Below are 20,112 nucleotides of genomic sequence, written 5' to 3'. Positions count from 1 at the left end.
GAACTATCACGCGTTTTCAATTGTGAGTTAAATATTCTAGATGCGCTCAAGTTATACAAGAGATCAGTGTGCAAATATCAATCGCATCAATAACAAACTGGCAACAAATACGCCCGTGATAGGCTTAACACTCTGATTAAAACTCGATAAATACCTAGATGCAAATAAAGCCGCCCCCAGAAAAATTTATCTCAACACTATTAGAAATCAGAAATCATTACGCGCCACTAGTAGAAAAGTACGGAAAACTATATCGAGAAGCATTAGACAACTTAACTCATGTAGAAGCACTGTTATTGAACTGGGGTTTGCAAGAGTCAACAAACAGTAATGGCTCTGTGCAGATAACGGAAGAAATTAGAACTTCACCGGATCAAGAAACCACTAATGGCACTCTTGCATCAACCGCAAAAACTGAGCCGGAAGTAGTAGCAAATAATACTGAACTGCCAAAAGTAAATAATATAAAAGCAGAAAGTATATTTTCCACCAATCAAGTAACTCTGGCAGAAGAAAACTTGTCAAATGGTAGTGGTCGCCTCGATGTTTCGCCGGATGAAACTTCTTCTGATGAAGCGGCGAATGTTAAAGAACCAAACGCCACAACCGAAGATGTTATTGCTACCCAAGAAAGCGACATTAAAGACGGCACAGGTAAAACACCAGAAGTCGGAAGCGAATTAGCCCAACCCATCATTAATGAGTCAACCCTTGAAGAAGACAAACCCCTAGTTACCAAGTCCAGCAGCAAAGAACAAGCACTCGCTTCACCAGATAAATCATTATTTGGAAAAGAGATTCCGATGCTGAGTGATTACGGGTCGCTCAATCGCACTGAAGCGGTAGAGAAGTTGTTACAAGAACACAAAGGTAATGTCTGCCATATAGATTTTATTGTGCGCTCACTGTATGGGGAATTAGAGCCAAAGGCATGGAAAGTAGTCAAAGGTCGAGTTCAATCAACGCTGACTTATGGCAAAGAAAGCCTGAAGTGGTCGCTGGTTCCTGGTAAACCCGGTTACTACACTGTAGATTTGAAATTACTCAACTCCAAAAATAAAGGCAGTTCTTCTAAGAAAAGCCAAACAAAAAACGAAAAACCCCAGACTCAGGCGCAAGCAGATATCAGCACGCTTAGTTCTTCTGTACCAAGTCAAACTCCAACCGAAAAATCCTCACCGCAAGCACAAGCCTATATCAGCCCTGATGATTCGACAAAGCCCAGTCAAACAAAATCCCAAAAACCAAATCCACAGGCGAAAACTAATGCCATACCGATGAAAGGAGAATTTGAAGGTAAGTTTTTGATTGATGCGATTAGTTTGTTACTAGAAAAGAATAAAAGAAAAGTGTTTGATGCAAATGAAATAATCAACAAACTATATGGAGAACTTTCTTCTGAGCAATTACCCAAAGTGAGATCAGCAGTACTCAATGAATTGTCACGGGGTTTTCGTACAGGCAGATTCTCTAGAGTACCTCAAGAAAAAGGACTGTATATTTGGGATGCTAAATTGCTGCCGGACTAACAACAATTCGCAATTCGCAACTGCAAGATCGCAATTGATAAAGCCAAGTTGTACAAGGTGGTTGTTAACTAAAAGGTTCTTATCGAGTTAATTCTGATAACATCTGTTCGAGAATATCTTGCAGTAATTCTTCCTCAGAGGAATACAGAGAAACTGGCCCAGCAAGAAATTCTTGAATAGTCAGTTTCTGCTGTTGAAAATCTTTGACAAAATCTCGAATTTGAGAAACAGCCCCAATTTGAGATTCAATGGCTTCAACCATCCCGGCTACAGCATCAATACCTTGTTTTGCAGCTTTGCGAGAGCTAGAAACCATTGCTCCTTCGGGGGTATTTTTGGCTTGACGGAGTTCTCGTTTCAAATTCTCATATTGAGCTTGAAGAATTTGATTTTGCTGTTCTAGATGGCGACATTTTCGAGTTAAATCATTTTCACTATTAGGGTTAATCTTTTCCCCAACTTGCTGGCGAGATTCAATTTCTAGCAGCCGTGCTAAATCTCCTTCTTGGTAAGCAATATTTATCTCCTGCATGATTTCGGTATGATATTTTTGTGTTTTGCTATCAGGTGCTTTATCAGGGTGAAAAATTTCAGCTAATCGCAAAAATGTGGAGCGAATTTTCTGTTGTGTCTCGGTTCTAGCTCCAGCCCCAAATGAAGTAGTTTCTTGTGCTTGCCACTGTTGATTTTGATGAAAATTTTCGGGAGATTGAGTGGAGAAATCTTCTTCATTTGGGGCAAACTCATCGTTTGGCTCTGCCCGTAATTGGCTTGTATCAGGTTTTACACTGATGACTCCAGCAAACTGTAGTTGATGATAAACTGCTTGTATCTTCTTAAGAGTTTGTTTACCAAATTTTCTTGTAGTAAAAATAGTTTCAAACAAATCATGAATTTCTTGGTCGAGTTGAGCCATTTTTTGGAAGCTATTAGTAGTTCGATGTACTACCTCTGTAGCTAAAGAACGCGTCCTTTCGACAAAGTTATTTAGTTCAGTCCGCTTCCTTTTAATCTGCTTGAGAATAGATTGGTGTTGTTTTTCTAAATACTCCAAGCGCAAATGTAATTCGGAAAGAGCCAGTCCGGTTGCAGCAGTAGACTCAGTTGAAGATTTAGCAGTTCGTCGAGGCATAGAAGTTTTATAATTTTTTCAGCTAAAAGGAAGATAAAATTATTAAGATACCTAAATGATGATACATGAAAGTCTACTAGTAATAATTAAAATTTCAGCAATATAGTATTAGAATAAATTGCCAGACGAACAACTATTCAGTAATTATTAGCCAATATTTAGTGTAGTCAAAAGAATGAAGATTACGGATTTATCAGCCGAGACTAGAGAAAAAATTAAGTCTGTTAGATGGGACAGAATTATAGAAAAACATGAAGGCCCAGAAGATTGGGAATTGGTTTTCAGATATTCTGAGCCAGAGTTTATTGAAGTAGAAGGATGTTTTGTATTATTACCTGTAGATAAATCACATCACCCGAACATCAGTATATTGCGTTGTATTTGGAGTGTAGACCAGAATTCTGCAACGCTCTTTTTATCTGATACCACGTATGACGATGATCCGTTCTTTTCAGGATTTATGGCAGTGTGCGATCGCATTAAAGGGGAAGACTTTTTCTTGGCCATTCTTTATCATGAGTGGTTTATTATTGAAAGAGCCGCAGTTTTTGAATAAATTAATTTCAATTATTATTGAATAATATATAATAAAATATTTAGACGATAATCAAACTATTATTAAGTGATTAAGTCAACTTCTGTGAATGATATCTATTTTGATAGATGTATCATAAATTATTACTAAAGGTTAATTTATGAGTATTTGAGATAATCTACAAAAAAGCCATTTTCACTGTTGGATAAATTAGAATTAGTTAAAATCTTTATTCCTTCTGACTCTAATTTATGTAACTGGTTATCAACATACTTTATTAAATAGCCTTTAGAGTCTAAAATGCGGTGAATTGGATAATCATCGGCGGATGTCTTTTTCAGATAAATAGGAATAGCTCTAAGGTAGCTGTTATCTACCCCAATACCTTGAATTATTTGTTGGTAAGTGACTACTTTACCTGCTGGTACTTTAAGGATAAAGTCGAGAAATCGTTCATAAGGACTTTCAGATAATGCTGGAAATTTATCAGTTTCAATGTGAACATTATTTCTAACATTAATTTTACCTGAATTGATAACTACACCTAAAATGCCTCTTTTAGCCTGAAGAATTTTTAAAGAACCAACTAAATGAACTATCCGTTTGCATGGCTCACAATGGAAAGTTAAACGAATAGCAGCCCCATTATCAAAACTTATGAGAGAACCAGGAGCGAAGTTTTCAGGTTGTATTCCGGCTATGACAATATTCTCTCGTAGTTCTCCAGGTGGAATTCCCAATTCGGAAATATCTTCGTATCTAACAACTAATATTTGCCTAGGACTAATTGGGTTAGCATTAATGTCCTCTTCAATACCATGACCTTTTATTAAGCTGAATTCCTTAACTTCTTTCATTGCTGCTCTATGTTGCTGTTTAACGAAAAGATTTAAGATAGAACCTGTGTCAACAGACATAAATTATGTTTGAATTAATTTTCAATAGCTTGTAAAACTTGTGACTTGTTGAATCTAAACTCTTGTTTAACTAGCTTTATATAACTGTGTAATCCATTGATTAATTTGGTAACGTTTATCGTCGGATATCCGGTCAAGGGCTGCTTGAATAACTGGTTTTTTATAGATTTGGCATAAAGAAGAAATCATCTCAACATCTTGACAGGCTGATAAATACTCTGCTATTAATACTAAGTTTTCTTCTGTCAACCATTCCTGAATTTCATTCATTTCCTTTTCATAGTTGACTTTCATTGTTTTAAATCTGTTTTTCTCCTGATTAGATAATCTACTCCAAATAACTTGTTTTACATTATCGGGACGACTAGACATGATGTTTGCTACGTCTGTCCATTCTTGAGCATTGCGAATTTTATAAACTAAAGATTCTATGCTCGATTCAAACGTTTGTGGTGGGCAATCAAGCAATTCAATAGCATAAATTAGCTCGGTTAAATTGATTTCTTGGCAATTTAAAAACCAGCTTCTAATTGTGGCACTATAAAAAATTAGTTTTCTTTCTTGATTTCTAAACTTACGCTTTTTAGCCTCAATAACTGGGGTTAATAAAGATGGGCGCACTTCGGGTGGAACTTCTTTAAACTCAATATCAGAGTCAGCAACAATTACCACTTCGCCATCATTTCCTGTAGCCGAGGATTCTTCTAAGACCCATTTAAAAGATTTACTGCAATTGGGGCAATCTGCTTCATACTGGATGACAAACTCGGCTTTTTGACAATTAAAGTATTCTTTTGTGCGAATCAGGGCAGACATTGGCTTGAAGACATGATGGCAGTGAGGGCAACACCTCGTACCTTGGGTATCAGGGTCACAAGATACTGGGTCAAGACTCCATTTTCGGTGGTCACACGGACGACCTAGCCGATACCAGTTATCAGTCATGTCTAAGATAGTGGCATATTCTTTTCCCGGTGCAGGACGCAAGACTCGGCCAATCATTTGCAACCAGAGAGTAACACTGCTGGTTGGTCGCGCAATCACGGCGACACTAGAGTCAGGGCAGTCAAACCCTTCAGTTAAAATTGCACAATTACTGATAACCTGTGTTTGACCGCTACGAAATCTATCTAAAATTTCCTTACGTTCAATGTTGCTCGTTTCGCCATCAAGATGCTCACAAGCGATTCCATTAGCACAGAAAGCTTGTGTAATATCTTGAGAGTGCTTGACGTTGACGGCAAAAATTACTGTCTTTTGATGGGCGCAAAAATTCTGCCACTGCTTCAATACCTCAGATGGCTTGTAGTCAGAAGCAACTTCTTCTAATTCTTTACGCGTAAAGTCGCGTTTTTGCGGAACTTTATGTCGAGAATATTTAAAGCCAGCAATCAATTTGTAATCTGTTAAGTGGCCTAAAGCAATTAATTCCTTGGTGGAAATCGAGCTAATCAGGTGGTCAAAAACATCTCGCAATCCATAGCCGTCTTCGCGTCTGGGTGTGGCAGTTAGCCCTAAAATCAGTGCTTGTGGGTAAGCATCTAATAATTTACGGTAACTATTTGCACTAGAATGATGAGCTTCATCAATGATGACAAGCTGCGCCTTCGGGTAAGTTTCTCGTCGTGAAAGAGTTTGGATACTAGCTACTTGAACTAAAGAATCAGTAGGTTTGTAACCAGCTTTAATGATTCCGGGTGGTAATTTTGTCACCGCCGCTAGTTTCTCTGCGGCTTGGAGAATTAACTCTTCTCTGTGAGCAACAACCAAAACACCTTCACTTTGAGCAGTCATCTTAGATGCTACGGCGGCAAAGATAATTGTCTTACCACCACCAGTGCTTAGTTGCAGTAGTACCTTTCTAATTCCACCATTCCAAGCAGCAAAAGTTTTAGAAACTAAATCTTGTTGGTAATCGCGCAGACTGAACATTCTTCGCTAATTGCTACAGTTTTGGATGAACGTGCTGGTTTACACATTCTACCCATATTTACTTTAGGAGGTTAGTTAGAAATGCGATCGCTCATTTCACATCAAAATTCATAGGCTGAAGGCATCGTCAAGATAAATTTCTTCTTGGCTTACGATTTTTAATAGTTTGCCACTGATTAAAGGACATCCTCTTGATGTACCTAGTAGTCCACCAAGGAAACTTTGCATGGTGGCGGGCAGGGGGGGCAGGGGAAGCTGGGGGGCAGGGGAGGGAAGAATTTTCTCCCCCTGCCACAAGAGCCACCCCCGCTCCCTCTGCTCGACCTACACTGCAATTTTGGGTTGGTGAACTACTAGAACTGACTTAAACTGGATCAAGACTTTATCTCCAGGCTTAAGCTGAAGTTTATCTAGTGCTTTTGTGTATCTAAATCGCCATTGATTTTTTTGATATGATTGGTAACAGTCTGGATAGTCTTGTTTTTTCTGCTCATACCAACTTTCTATCTCAGGTAACACTTCACTTACTTTAATCAGGATTTCCGAGAATGGTAGTCCTGTATCTTTGTAGAGCTTTTTCCTCTCTTTAAGAACAATAATACCTTCAATATTCATAACTGCACCCACTCAGACAATTCCATATCAATTCTCTCTGCCAATATCATGTTGGGATAAGATTGCTATCAGAGGCACTCACCTGCTTCAAGACTCACGTAGCCAAGGTGCTGGACTGAGTATTTAACTGTTGTTGAGTTGCTACCCCGTCTAAGATTGCCTCAATCCAGTCTAGTCGGTTGCTTGGTGTATCAGGCATAATAATTTTAACTAGAAACAAATCACCTCAATAAAAATTGTATATGGCTTACAGTGTAGGCTTTATAGCTCCTGAGTAATTTTATTAACTAATTCACCAGCTTCAACTCTTCGCGCTTGCTGTTCGACCCCACCATCTTAATCAACTGCTGATTCAGATAACTCTGGGCTGAAAGGTAAAGGTTATCCCAAATCACAGGATTACGGCAGATTTTACTGCCAACTGTATTACCAGCGAGTTTCTCCGACACCAAGTATTTCTTGTAATAGTTATTCCACAGGTGTTGTAGAAAATCTTCAGCAAACTCATCAAAAGGAATGATCCAGTTGTAGCTCTCATCCAAAAACACCCGATAAGCTGCAACAATTGGCATGGCAATATCAGCAGGTGCAGAAAAGCCGAACGAATATTTGCTATCCGGCAGCAGCGTATTCTTGCGCGGGTCGATTGAAGCGAGGTCAACTACTCCCTTCCGTCTGGGCTTGGTTATGTGTTCTTCAATAATCTGAAATAGTCGTTGCTCAATCCATAAACCCTTGGGCAGTAGTGGCAACAATTTCGACAGCCGTTGCCTTTCAGCTTCACTCAATGACGGTGTATTGCTGACAGGTGGGTGTTTGGTTCTGCTCTTGCTGTCTGGGTTGTATTTGTTCCTGTCCAGGCAATTCATCAACTTAATGAGATGGTTGACGTTGCACTGGGGGCTTTTGGGCGCACCGCTTTGGTTTTGGTAGTAAGCAATGCGGAATTTAGTTTTTTCTTCTCGCTCCAGTTGGGCTAAAAACTGTTTCAGGAATTTATAATCCCCTCTGGCGTTAACTTTAGACCGCGCATCCACCGGGGCAGATGTGTTTGATGCTAGGGCAATGTCTTTTGCATCATCCTCACTTAGCCCAATGTGAATTGTGACTTTGACCCTGGCTTCACTTAGATCGTACTTGTATTCTCTCGCCTGCTGGAAGGCTAAAACCGTATGCCCCCCATTGATAATGCCATCGCTACCGCCCTCACTGCCCTCAAGTATTTCTAGTTCTAGCTGTGTCTTTTTGCTGTTGGGTTTGACCTTGTTGGCACACAGCACGATGCCGCTATGCCTGGAGAAGAACTTTTCCGGCTCAGTGGTTAAGGAGTCGAAGATTTGTCTGTATGTTGAGCTTTTGCGGTTGGGTTCCCGAATATTGGGTTCTAGCGGCAGGTCGGCAGGGAAGCTGTCAACGTGAACGGTAGCGATAATGCAGTGGGGGTTTGCATTGAAAAACTGGTCTACCTTCAAAGCCCAATTTTTTGGCATAGTTTTATTTGCCCAGGAGTGCAGCTGATATTAAAAAAGGATACGCGCATTTAGGAGCAAATGACACGCGGATTAAGTTCAAAACTTTTAAAGGGTGACAAAAGCCGTGACAAAAGCCTTTGCTTGTGAGACTAACTATGAATCAACTCTAACAATGCCTCTGTTGATATCTTGCCACTCATGTCAGAACCCTCCAAGAGACTATCCGCTAAATCCCGCTTATGGTGATGCAGTTCCACAATCTTGTCTTCAATAGTATCCTTAGCCACCAAGCGATAAATTGTGACTGGGCGTTGTTGCCCAATGCGGTGGGCGCGGTCGGAAGCTTGATCTTCCACTGCTGGATTCCACCAGGGGTCTGTATGAATAACATAATCAGCGGCAGTAAGATTGAGTCCAGTACCCCCAGCTTTGAGACTAATGAGAAACACATCACCATCCCCAGCTTGAAACGCATCTACACATCTTTTCCGTTCTGCCATTGGGGTACTGCCATCTAAGTATTGATATTTAATACCTTGCTTCTCCAGAAAATCGCGGATGATGTGCAAATGATCAACAAACTGACTAAACACCAAAGCCTTATGGCGATTTTCTAGAAGTTCGTCCAGCACCTCACCAAAAAGTTGCAACTTAGAACTAGATAAGCCAGTTTCAGGCATAACGAGGCTGGGATTACAGCAAGCGCGGCGCAGTTTCATAATTTCTGCTAAAACTTGCAAATGTTTCTGGGGAGCATCCGCATTACTTTGGGTCAATTTAGATATAGCTTGACGACGCAAAGCTTCATAAAACGCCTTTTCTTCAGTACTCAACTCCACATGAAGCAGAATTTCAGTTCGGGAAGGCAATTCTTCTAATACCTGATTTTTGGTGCGTCTTAACAAGAATGGTTGAATCAGTTTTTTGAGTTTATTACGCGCAAGTTTATCCTGATATTTTTCAATGGGGGTAGCAAAGCGTTGATTGAAACTTTCAAAAGAACCTAATAACCCAGGATTAATAAAACGGAACAAATTCCACAATTCACCAAGATGATTTTCAATCGGAGTCCCAGTAGTCAGCAATTTAAAATTAGATTTCAAATTCATGGCAGCCTGAGAACGTTTAGTGTTCATATTTTTGATCGCCTGGGCTTCATCCAGGACAATTGTTTGCCATTGCACTTGAGCAAGCATTTGAGCTACTTCTTCTTGTTGCAATAAACCATAGCTGCATATCAACATATCCAAAGGTTGTAATTCATCTAACAACTTTTGGCGGTTAGCACCAGAGAATTGAATGATATTCAGAGTTGGGGCAAACTTTTGCGCTTCACTCACCCAATTCATGCACACAGAAGTTGGGGCAATAATTAGGGTTGGCCCCTGATGTGCATTTCTGAGGATGACAGCCAATGCCTGCACGGTCTTTCCCAATCCCATTTGGTCTGCCAAGCAAGCTCCCACACCCCAATGTGCCAGACGCGCCAACCAACAAAAACCTTCCATTTGATAGTCACGCAATTGGGCTTGAAACGTAGATGGGAGTTCTGGTTGGAGGTTTTGTACTTCCTTGAGACGTTCGATATGTTCTTTCCAGTGTTTATCTGCCTTTACCTTACCGACTTCATCAACAAAATCTTCTAATCCTAATGTAGCCAAGGGATGAAAACGCATCCCAGTACCATGTTTTTCCGAAAACATCCGCAATTCATCCAGGCGTTTGCGAAAAGCTTGAGTTAAAGCCAGAAATTGACCATCCCCAAGCGGAATAAAACGACTGGGGGTTTTCTCTAATAGTTCTAGTAGTTGCTGCATATCCAGCACTAGATCGTTATTCAATTTCAATTCCCCAGTGGCGGCAAACCAGTCTTGCTGACGTTGAATCGATAAATTAAAGTCTTTGAAGTCGGCATTGTGGCTAACACGCAGTTTTTCTCCTTGCGGCCATTCTATGACGACATTACTTCCCAAAGCTTGCAGTTCTAGCAGCAATTCTAAACAGTCCTCTGGGTCTTCTATTGTCCATTCACCATCTTGTTCTTCATTTCGAGCCAAAGTGGCGCAGGCTTCTACGGCGTTTGCGGCAAGTTGTTTCTCTTGTAACAGATTTCGTCTGGTTTGTAGACGTTTACCATCAATCTCGGCAATCACAGTTTCACCACCTGTACCAGGACGATAGTAGGGGCCACCTTGGGCAAATGGGCGCGACAACATGGTAACTTTTAAGCCGACATTGGCAGGCAAAAGGTGAATATGAGGTAATGTCTGGGCGGGGACAACTTCTGCTCCTTCTGCGCCACCACCAATGTCCGAATGCACGGTGACAATGCCAGAGATAGCATTAATGGCAGCTAAAACTTGTTTTTCGGCACTTGCTGGTACATTTAACTGATTATCTTTACCAATAATTTCTGCAATACGTCTGTGTTGGGCAGTGATTTCAATAACTTTGATGCGGGTTGGCGTTTCTTTAATATGCAGAATACTCTGCGATTCGATGATTTTAGGAGAAAATTCCAAGGTGAGACGACCAAGTTTCTCTTTTTTAACTAAAAGTTCTGGTTCTCCCTTGACAATTTCGACACGAACATTAGGACTATCTTCCCAAAAAACCAACGGGTGTCCAATTAACGCACAGATGGCTTTTTCACTGAAGTTATAATCAACTTTGCCGTAATAGCCTTCGCTATATACCTCAATACAACTACATACCCGCATATCTTGGGGGGTAATGTAATCAAACTCAGCTAATCCACTGTTCAGACGCTTGAGGGCGATGGGGCGACCTTTACTCCATTCTCCTTTGGCATTTACTTTCTGTTCTTTTGGTTGCAACACACATCTACTGGGATAGAAGGTAATGAACCATGCTAAACGTAATTCGGACTCTGGTTTTCCTGGCAGTTGTGGTTCTTTCTGGAGATTGGTTAGGGCATTGAGGCACATTTCCCAAGCTTCTTGGGGTCGAATTAAGTCGATAATAGTTTGGATACCGCTATCTTCTCGCAGTGCCTCTGCCTGTTTTTGATAGTTACTACTAGGTTTGAGTCGGGATAGGAGTTCTGCGGTTTCCATTGCCAACCAATGATGCCCTGAAGTAAGCGCTCTCCGATATAATGGCTCTAATAAATTAGGTAAACGTTTTTTTGCAGCGTCGGCATCCATCCAGTAAAGGCAGAGTGAGCAAAACAATGTTTGTAAGCTGTTTTCTTCTTCCACTGAAGAAATGTGAGAGCTAAGGACTAATTGTTTTTGAGTAAGATCACCTTGATGGACTTGCAGTACCATTTTCAGTCTGCCATAAATAAACCTCAGCCAATGATCTGATTGGCGGGACATCGCACTGGTGTAATCTTCTGCTTGCTGGAGGCTCTGCACTGAACCATCTTTTAACAGTGCCAGGATAAAAAATAAGCCTCCCATCGTATTAAAGTATATTTGGCGTTTGCCTGTCGCTTTTCTCAGTTTTTTCAGGGCATCTGTATAATATTTAATCGCTTGTTCGTTTTCCCCTCCAAGAAAACTTAACCATCCCCAAAAGACAGCAGCGTTATGTTGATATTCATCCGATACCCGCTCCAGACATTCTTGTGCTTCTTGGGTACAACCCCGAAGCAACATTTGTTCTGTCAAAATCAAATGCAGATAATCTGAACAATGTTTCCCAGATGTAGAACATTCTTCTTCCAGCAACGTAAACGCATCTTCAGACACAGACAATTTTAAGGCTGAGTTGAGGAGGATACTAGATATCCCATTTTCATATAATCCTTGTGGTAAAGTGTTAAACCAATCGGCATCAAATGGGTTATTGCATATCTGAAAGAAGATATTTTGGATGACTATTTTTTCTTCGCTATCAGCATATTTCTCGTAATCTTCAATTTGCTGATTAATAAAATTAGGATCTTGGCGATAAAAACCTATACGGATTTCCCGAATACACTCGCGTAAGCTGCGGAATATCCGAGCTTTTTTGTTCCAATGAGTCCGTATAGGTAACTTTTCTTCTACTACTGTGACAAGAATTTCAAACTGTCCGGTTTTTACTGCATGACGAGTAGCAATTTCTGTGAGTAAAGGATGACATTCAGGATTTTGTCTGCCTGACTGCACTAGCAAACCTACTTTTAACAATTTATCAATTTGGGGACTAATGGTTTTAGTACTCCAAGGTTTATTATTTTCATCTAAAGCACCCGTTTTACTAATACAACTCACAAATGAATTTTTATCTATCGGTGCATAAATTACTGAGAACAACTGAATAATCTTTTGTATACAAGGGTGTAACTCGAAGTATTTTTCAGTGAGTTGTGCTTGTAGTTTTATGGATTTAGACGCAATATTAGTCATCAATGGCAAAAGACACTTCTGATATATTAAAAATACTAATTAGACAATTTAACTCCAAACTATCTTGGATATAAATGTTTGCTTGTTTGCTTTTGGGTTAATGATTAATTGAACAATCTTAAGCAGCTAGTGAACCTATTTTAAAGGAACTTGTGACGTTATGGTACGTTCAATCAAACTAAATTCCAGATGTTTTGAGCTAATGATGACGAAACAAAGTCTCTAGATAAACTTGAGCAACACGGCGTTGCCCGAAGCGGAAAAATCCAGCTAATAACAAGATTTACAAAAAGTGCAACTGCAAACCAAAATTTTAGAAAAAACAAAGCGACGGGTAAAAACCACATCGCTTTGCTCTGATTACCCCAAAATCCCAATCACCGCCGTCAGAACAGCAGCAGCGCTCAAGCCCGTTGGCACAAACACCCGCTTGCGCCAGTTGATGATCTCGGTAAAACAACCCACAGCCACAAGTCGGTCAGCCAACGAGAGGGCATCGACTAGTTCTATACGAGGCTCACCAGCAATGAAAGAACGTCGCAAAGTTACGCCACCAGGGAGTTGTTGTGTATAACTTTCGTCCAGTACCAACCTCACAAGCTCTGCTGGAGAAAGCATCTGATTTCTCAGTCCGAGTTGTTCACGCACGGTTTGGATATCTTGAGCATTCACCACCCGACCAAGCACTTTCGCGCCATCGCTGGTTTGCAACCTGAAAACTCGACTACTGTGCTGCGGCAGGATTTTCCAAATGGGCAGCAGTATGCCAGTGACCAAGTGCAGGTAATCAGTGGTAAAGGAGGGTAGCGCGTCCACTTCCTTTGACCACGCCGCAACAAACGTATCAGCCGAAACAGTCCGCCAAGTAGACGATTCCAAATCCTTGACAGGTAAGCGAGTTTCCGTTATATAAAACTTACTCAAACCTATTTCTAAGTGACCTTTCTATAAAAGATAACTTGTACTAAATAGAGTTTGACGTTTACTTCCTGCTTCATATTGGAGAAGTCGGCTTCAACCAATCCACAGGCTAATACTGCCTAACTGACAGCTTTAGTCAAATTGATTGCGGCGTTTAAATCGCGGTCAATAGTGAATCCACAATTGTCACATTTAAACTCTCTTTCGCTTAACAAGAGAACGTCTTTTTTAGTTCGACACTGAGAACAAGTTTTGGAACTGGGATACCATCTATCAACTACTACAAGTTGTGAACCATATAATTTACACTTGTATGTAAGCTGTCTACGAAATTCATAGAAACCCATATCTGAAACTGCTTTGGCTAGTCTACGGTTAGCTAACATTCCAGATACATTTAAATTCTCAATTACTACAGTACCGTGGTTCTTGGCTAACAATGTAGTTAATTTATGGAGCGTATCTTTGCGAATATTAGCTATCTTTCTATGCAGCCTAGCAATCTTAATTACCACTTTTTTCCAGTTAGATGAACCTTTCACTTTTCGACGATTCAACCACTGTAGTCTACTTAATTTAGCTTGATATTTTTTATAAGATTTTGCTCCCTGAATTACTTCTCCTGTTGATAAAGTAGCTAAATTTTTTATTCCTAAATCTACACCAACAATGCTATCTGAAGTCGATATTTGTTGCGCTACTTCCAATTTGAAACTAATAAACCATCTGTCTGCTTGACGGTTAATTGTTACTGATTTAGGTTGAATCTGTGGTAAGCATTCATAGGTTTGGAGTACACCAATTCGGGGAACTCGAATTTTGTTATTTCCTAAAATCTTTATAACTCCATACAAAGTAAAACTATCATGCTGACCCTTCTTTTTAAACTGAGGTACTCCAGATACTTTCTTAAAAAATCTATCCCAAGCGATTCTTAATGCTGTCAATGCTTGTTGCGGAGGAGAGTTAGAGCATTCGTAATACCAAGAACATTCAGGTTTTACTAATGCTACTAACCATTTATGCAAATCAAAAGCACTAGGAAACTTAATTTTGTCTGTCGGGTTAGCTTTGTTATGATCTAATATTTGTTTAGTTAAAGATAACCCCCAATTCCAAGCGTGCCTAGCCACTCCGCAATGTTTTAAAAACGCTGTACGCTGCTTGTTATTAAATTTCAATTCAGTTTTAAAACCTAGCAGCATTTATCCAACCTCCATAACTACCGAGTTATACTATTTGCGAAGTTAATTAACCAACTAAATACCTGACCACCTGCGGATCTATTCGTGCTATTCGCTTCTGCATTGACTTAGGAGGGTTATTGAAAAAGCGTTTTAAATCTCGACTTTTGACTTGATAACAACTAGCAGAACGTTTTTTCGCTTTCAACCACCCTTGCTTTATCCAATAAATAATCGTGCCAGTATCTAGAGAAAGGTTTTTGGCAATTTCACGACAACTATAGTTATCCAAAGTGGGGCGGATAGAGTAACCCAAAGCATTAAGTTTATTAGCAATGGCTAATTCTGTACGATGAAAACCTCGTCTTTTGAGGCGAAAGGCTATTTGCTTTACTATGTGTGTTTCTGCCATTTCATAGAGAGTTGCTAACTCTGGTTCTGTCCATTTGATACTCATAATTAAATCCCTAATATTTAATACTGATTGCTTATGCTTCTACTGCCCGTGTTTGCCTTAATTGCTTGTATTCGTACCAATTTCTAGGATTGTGGCGTGATAACATTGCTTCTTCAAAATCCCAATTCTGAGAACTGATATCAAACAACTCAATTGCAGTATCAAAACCGCACTGCAAAAATCTGGTGTACGATTCTTCTGACCAAAGAATTGATTGAACAATTGCTATTAAAAGGTTGAGATTAGTTTCACTTGCTGCACCCTCAGCCTGTAACCAATCAATTGTTTCTAGTAATTGTTGTTTAGCAGAAGCCGCAGTTGATTCAGGTAGTGCAGCGATAGGGGTAAATCCTGTTAGTTGTTTCATAATTATTTGAGTTGGCGATTCATCATTGAACCGCCGTTATTGTTGTTTAATTAACGTTTCCTACTCGGCACAACCACCTGATTCTGCGGCTGTAACGATGCCCTCGCTTCTGCCTCCGAGACTGCTGGCAGTGCAGGTCTAATCTCTGCATTCAACGCCCATCTTTCGTAAGTTTCGTTTGTAACCCAGCCCAATGTCGCCCCCGATTCTGCACCAGAGCGAATCATTTCAGCTGCTTCCAGAGCATCCTTCTCAAAATCAGACTGCGGATTGCGGTACGACCATTGAATAAACCAATACGTACCCTTTGCCCCGTCAACTTTTTGGAACTCAGCAGCAAAGATATAGTTTCGTAACACCGAAGCGATCGCACCGTAGCAGAACTCCGTTGGATTTCCTGGCATCCCCTGTTCGCACCATTGCTGGAATGCACGATGCGCGAAATGGTTGTACAGTCCAGCAAACGAATCCTTGCTGCGGCGGTGCATCAGGAAAGAAAGCAGCATGGACGCTGGCCCTTTGAATTGGTCTTTGAGTCCACCAGTAACGGGAATCACCCACAGTTCGGTGAATGGCTCGTTGGTGAAGTTCTCGTTAATGGTTATCGGGCGGTCAGGGCGTGAGATTGCGATGTCAAAGACAAGCCGCAAAGCGTCTACGCAAAATCAGCCTTGTTACCTTTGAGGTATCCTCCTTGCTGTGCTTCCAGAATCGTTAACTTGGGAGGACAATCGAGAAGAAATTGCCCGTACTCCTTGGCACAGTTGGCTTGCAGCTTGGGTTGGCTGGGAGGAATTAAGAAAACGCTATTGTTGATTTTCAGAGTTTCCATATTCGTGTATGTGTTGATGAATACTGAGAGTGTGGTTGTGTTTGTTGTAATGTTGATGACGGCGCAACAGAATCTCCCTACTACCTGAATGAACGGCCATATCATTCAGGTAGTTATTTTTAGTCAGCAATATCTAATGCAGGACTTTGGTTTGGTTCAAGTTCCAATTCCAGATAAGAAAGCGCAGTCTCAGCATCGCCAATCGTTAAATCTGGTTGATATCCAAGTGTTAGATAATCGGGGTGTTTGACAATTTCTTTGAGGATGAACTTCCCAGCATCAACTAAATCTTGCAGAGATGGATAAGGCGGCTGGGTGAGTTTTTCATCAGTGGATTCAGTTAACACAACACTGACACCAACTGCGTTTAATTCGTGTTTGAGTGATTCAACTTGGCGCAAGTAGCTGTTAATTTCTGTCTCTAAAACTGTTTTTAACTCCTGTGGCGAAAGCAGTTTTATGTCATCCTCAATCCGTGTTTCATCATCTTCAGTGTTTTTGTTTGGTAGCAGAATGTAACGCCAACCTGCACCATATTCTTCAGCTAAATACGTATCTTCGGCGTAATACTTCATGCCGATGATTTGACCGCGTTCTGTGCGTTGTCCAAAGCCAAAAAGTGGGGATTGCCAAACCGGAGGAATCGATACCGTAGGTTCCATTGTTTTAGTTAGTGAATGAATGATTGGGGAAGGGGGAAAGGGCAAGGGGGAAGGGAATAAAGAACTATCCTTTAACCTTTCCCCTTTAACCCTTTCCCTGATTTACGCTGCAATATCGGGCGTTGCATTGGTCATACTTGCAGCCAAGAGAGAATCATCGAGTGCCACTGCTGCGTTTAATGGCTGGGTGTACTGTTGCTCATCTACTTCGTTTGACCAATAACTGATGTGCTGGAAAACCAACCCAAGCATTGATTCACCTTTGTAAACGCGGTAGATTTTGGGGCAAGCACCGGAACAGTAGACCAGCGTATAACCAGGGATTTCAATTAACTCTGCGTTTGGGTGTGTTGGGGATAAAAGTATTGGTTCGCAGCAATCGCCCCAGTCGGGATCTTGAAGTAAAGACATATTTGCTGTATTTTGCATTCATCGTGGTGAGAGAGCGATCGCTGTTGAAGGATGCGATCGCTTTTTTTACTGTCTGTACTACGCCGCTACTGGTTGGCTAATTCCCAACAGTGCGATCGCCTCATCAATACTGTCAGTTGTACGGCTCTGACCCAATGGCCTTTGTCTGCTGTACCATTGATCCGCGCGGTTGTATCCCACAAAGCCTACTCGTCGGTTGTTGAAGTATAAGGTTGTGCTAAACGAGAGCCAGTCTATTTCTCCATGAGTTAAGCCGTATTTCTGACAAGCTGTTTCAAGTTCTTCGCTGAGGCGGTCGTTGCGTTCTCTTGGGGTTTCGGGTAGGGTTGCTTTAACTTCTTGCACTCTTGTATAAAACCAGTTGCGCTCGAAGGGTAGTCGTCCATTGTCAACTAATTGCACCCATACAGTGATTCCGGCTTCTATCCAGATGGTGCGGATCGATTCGGGGTCTACTTCTATAATCTCGGCAATGATGCGGCGGTCACGGGATGTAAGCGGATCTGTAGTTGGGGCTATGGTCTGAGCTTGGGCTTCGAGGTGGTTGTAAAACTCTGCCTGTGCTGCGGTTTGCTCGTCTATTGTGTTGCAGCTAAAGCTTTTGGGTGCTTGCTGTGTATATGGGAAATAGTTCATAATAGAGTTCACCGTTTTAGGGATAAAAGGCGATCGCACAAGTTTCGTAGGCTGGGGCGGTCGTCTTTTGTTTTTAAGCGATGACTCTAGTATATAATTATGGCTAGCCACTGTCAAGACATTATCTAGCCAATTAACTGATCTACATAGGCTTGAGACATTAGGAGAAGTTATAGCCAGTGGCTAGACGGTGTTTTATAGTGTAGTTAGTTATTTAAATTCAAAAAAGCAAAGATGGCAGATGAAAGAAAGCCTCCTTCTAGGAAGCGTGGCGCACAACTGAATGTCAGGCTTGATGAGACTTTGTACTCTGATTACAAGGAAATGCTTGAAAAAGAAGGTACAAGCATGACTGAAGACATAGAAAGTTACATTAGAAGCCGACTTGGTAGACAAGAAAATGAAACTAATGTCGTAGATATTAGACAACTGATAGAAAGCCAACAGCAAGAAATAGAGGAGATCAAAGCAGAACTGGGAAAATTAAGGGCGGGCTAGCCGCAGAAAATCAACAACTCAAAAGTCAGCTAGAAACTATGCTAGCCAGCGCCAAAAATCTGATTAATCTAGCAACAAACTCGCCCCCTAACCAACCCTAGGGGGCGAAGCTTTTAAAGGGTGTTTATAAATGTCTAGCCTGATTGGTAAAAATGGCTAGCCTAGTGCTAGACTCAAAGCAATCATGTTGACAAATTAAAACCCCCAGCGATTGTTTTCCAGGCACGCGCTGAGGGTAGTTCCACAAACTCCCAAGTTTATGGTTAATCAAACAATATCAAATCCTTCTATCCTATGCACACAGGACAATCTTGTTCTTGACCAAGACGTTGACACAAAAACATCAGCACCCAACTACAGCATTCTCAACACCAGCATCAAAGAAACGTTCACTGCCATTGACCGCTTTGAATGGCAAGCTGTTGAAGAGATATTACAGATGCGTGACAATCAGCTTTATCGTGAAGCTGGCTATAAAAGTTTTGAGGAATACTGCCAAAAAGAACTATCAGCCTGGGGTGGATACCGCAGAATTAACCAACTCTTAGGGGCTAAGAAAGTTAGGGACACAGCTGACGAATTGGGGGAACACATCAAAAACGAGCGTCAAGCCCGTTCACTGCTGCGGCTAGTCAAGGAACCAGACAAGTTAAAGCAAGCTGTTGCGATCGCACTCCAGCAAAACCCTTCCCCCAGCGAATCAGACTTTGCCGCAGCTGCTAACAGGGTGGTTCCTCGGCTACCCCGCCAAAAAACTATTGCTCAGGAACCATTGGTTCCTCAAATTCAGGAACCAATAGTTCACCAAACTCAGGAACCAGTGGTTCCTAAAACTAACACAGTCAAAGTTATCTCACCAGCGCACCCCCGTTTTGGTGAAGAAGGAACCATAGAAGCAGACGCACCGAACAACTGGCAGCAGATTGTCACTTTTGCTGATGGTGATAGAGAACTGGTAAACAATGCGGATTTGACCTCTTTAAGTAATGACGTAATTGAGTCATTTACCCCTGAGCGAACTTACCCCAAAGAATACGCCGAAGCGATCGCCCAACTGAAGCAACAGCACCAGCAGGAATTGGAACGCCTGGAGCAAGACTTGAGGATTGGTTTGCGAACGGAGGCCACAGCCGAAGCACAGCAGCAAGTACAAGACCAACTGACCGCTTTACAAAACCTGTTTCAGCAGCAGAAAGAAGAAAACATCCACTTACAGCATCGGCTTTTCGAGTTGGAAGGCTTGAGGCAGTTAGAGCTTGAGAACCAGCGATTACAACGACGCATTCAGGAGTTAGAAAACGCTATAGAAGAACGCCCTGCCAACAGAAGGGAAAGGGTTAAAGGGGAAAGGTTAAAGGAGCAAGAAAATACCTTTCACCCTTCCCCCTTACCCTTTACCCCTGAGTTTATTGACCTGCGATCGCTGGCGCAAGAACCACCAAAAGAAAATGCTCAGGAGTGCTTACGGCTCATGGGTATAGCATTAGGTAATCTGGCCAGTGCTATGAACAACACCCAAGCCCTGCAAGCTGCGGCGTTAATTCTGGGCAGTGAACCAACGCCGTCTGCGATCGCATATCGAGCCGAACAACTGCAACTTATTCCCCAGGCAGTTAGTGACATTCGGGCGGTG

At 41.4% G+C, this 20,112-nt stretch carries 19 protein-coding genes; 4 read left to right on the top strand and 15 right to left on the bottom strand.

What is annotated here, in order from left to right; all coding sequences use genetic code 11:
- Positions 1-158 precede the first annotated feature (158 nt).
- The gene (locus H6G69_RS29935) at positions 159-1,529 is read left to right on the top strand and encodes a hypothetical protein (RefSeq protein WP_190692762.1); all 1,371 of its coding nucleotides are present in this window, start codon (positions 159-161) and stop codon (positions 1,527-1,529) included.
- A gap of 79 nt (positions 1,530-1,608) precedes the next feature.
- On the opposite strand, the gene H6G69_RS29930 is transcribed toward H6G69_RS29935, so the two are convergent.
- A complete protein-coding gene (locus tag H6G69_RS29930; protein WP_190692760.1) occupies positions 1,609-2,661 on the bottom strand; it encodes a J domain-containing protein in 1,053 nt (350 codons plus the stop codon).
- Between the two features lie 175 nt (positions 2,662-2,836).
- Here H6G69_RS29930 and H6G69_RS29925 point away from each other — a divergent pair, with 175 nt between their 5' ends.
- The gene (locus H6G69_RS29925) at positions 2,837-3,217 is read left to right on the top strand and encodes a hypothetical protein (protein WP_190692758.1); all 381 of its coding nucleotides are present in this window, start codon (positions 2,837-2,839) and stop codon (positions 3,215-3,217) included.
- 137 nt (positions 3,218-3,354) lie between these two features.
- On the opposite strand, the gene H6G69_RS29920 is transcribed toward H6G69_RS29925, so the two are convergent.
- From H6G69_RS29920 to H6G69_RS29850, 14 genes are all read right to left on the bottom strand, one after another.
- Entirely contained in the window at positions 3,355-4,113 is a 759-nt protein-coding gene (locus H6G69_RS29920) for an MGMT family protein (RefSeq protein WP_190692755.1), read from the bottom strand.
- A 66-nt stretch (positions 4,114-4,179) separates the two neighbouring features.
- Entirely contained in the window at positions 4,180-6,045 is a 1,866-nt protein-coding gene (locus H6G69_RS29915; RefSeq protein WP_190692753.1) for a DEAD/DEAH box helicase, read from the bottom strand.
- A 324-nt stretch (positions 6,046-6,369) separates the two neighbouring features.
- The gene (locus tag H6G69_RS29910; protein WP_190692752.1) at positions 6,370-6,660 is read right to left on the bottom strand and encodes a hypothetical protein; all 291 of its coding nucleotides are present in this window, start codon (positions 6,658-6,660) and stop codon (positions 6,370-6,372) included.
- Positions 6,661-6,947: 287 nt separating this feature from the next.
- Positions 6,948-8,150 carry an AIPR family protein gene (locus H6G69_RS29905; protein ID WP_190692751.1) on the bottom strand — a complete coding sequence of 401 codons (1,203 nt, stop codon included), beginning with the start codon at positions 8,148-8,150 and terminating at the stop codon, positions 6,948-6,950.
- Positions 8,151-8,281: 131 nt separating this feature from the next.
- On the bottom strand, positions 8,282-12,490 hold the full coding sequence (locus tag H6G69_RS29900) for a DEAD/DEAH box helicase (RefSeq protein WP_190692749.1): 4,209 nt from the start codon (positions 12,488-12,490) through the stop codon (positions 8,282-8,284).
- Between the two features lie 360 nt (positions 12,491-12,850).
- Entirely contained in the window at positions 12,851-13,201 is a 351-nt protein-coding gene (locus tag H6G69_RS34215) for a hypothetical protein (protein WP_242072238.1), read from the bottom strand.
- 329 nt (positions 13,202-13,530) lie between these two features.
- Positions 13,531-14,616, bottom strand: coding sequence for an RNA-guided endonuclease TnpB family protein (locus H6G69_RS29890; RefSeq protein WP_190692747.1), 1,086 nt, complete (start codon positions 14,614-14,616; stop codon positions 13,531-13,533).
- A 46-nt stretch (positions 14,617-14,662) separates the two neighbouring features.
- Positions 14,663-15,052, bottom strand: a complete 390-nt coding sequence (locus H6G69_RS29885) for a hypothetical protein (protein ID WP_199336340.1) — start codon at positions 15,050-15,052, stop codon at positions 14,663-14,665.
- Positions 15,053-15,083: 31 nt separating this feature from the next.
- Positions 15,084-15,419 carry a hypothetical protein gene (locus tag H6G69_RS29880; RefSeq protein ID WP_190692746.1) on the bottom strand — a complete coding sequence of 112 codons (336 nt, stop codon included), beginning with the start codon at positions 15,417-15,419 and terminating at the stop codon, positions 15,084-15,086.
- A 50-nt stretch (positions 15,420-15,469) separates the two neighbouring features.
- The gene (locus H6G69_RS29875; protein WP_242072237.1) at positions 15,470-15,907 is read right to left on the bottom strand and encodes a hypothetical protein; all 438 of its coding nucleotides are present in this window, start codon (positions 15,905-15,907) and stop codon (positions 15,470-15,472) included.
- Positions 15,908-16,074: 167 nt separating this feature from the next.
- Positions 16,075-16,251 carry a hypothetical protein gene (locus H6G69_RS29870; protein ID WP_190692744.1) on the bottom strand — a complete coding sequence of 59 codons (177 nt, stop codon included), beginning with the start codon at positions 16,249-16,251 and terminating at the stop codon, positions 16,075-16,077.
- Positions 16,252-16,370: 119 nt separating this feature from the next.
- Entirely contained in the window at positions 16,371-16,913 is a 543-nt protein-coding gene (locus H6G69_RS33600; RefSeq protein WP_199336343.1) for a hypothetical protein, read from the bottom strand.
- A gap of 102 nt (positions 16,914-17,015) precedes the next feature.
- Positions 17,016-17,342: a hypothetical protein gene (locus H6G69_RS33680; protein WP_206757654.1), complete on the bottom strand. Its 327-nt coding sequence runs from the start codon at positions 17,340-17,342 to the stop codon at positions 17,016-17,018.
- A 60-nt stretch (positions 17,343-17,402) separates the two neighbouring features.
- Entirely contained in the window at positions 17,403-17,981 is a 579-nt protein-coding gene (locus H6G69_RS29850) for a hypothetical protein (protein WP_190692738.1), read from the bottom strand.
- Between the two features lie 234 nt (positions 17,982-18,215).
- Between H6G69_RS29850 and H6G69_RS29845 the strand changes: the two genes are divergently transcribed.
- Positions 18,216-18,479 (top strand): hypothetical protein, encoded by a 264-nt coding sequence (locus H6G69_RS29845; RefSeq protein WP_190692737.1) that lies wholly within the window; start codon positions 18,216-18,218, stop codon positions 18,477-18,479.
- Between the two features lie 259 nt (positions 18,480-18,738).
- A partial coding sequence (locus H6G69_RS29840; protein WP_190692736.1) for a hypothetical protein occupies positions 18,739-20,112 on the top strand: 1,374 nt, incomplete at its 3' end.

Origin of the sequence: Nostoc sp. FACHB-110 (assembly GCF_014697425.1) — a bacterium.
Classification (GTDB): domain Bacteria; phylum Cyanobacteriota; class Cyanobacteriia; order Cyanobacteriales; family Nostocaceae; genus Nostoc_B.
Note: the sequence above shows the minus strand (reverse complement) of the source record. Positions and strands in the feature narration are given on the sequence as shown.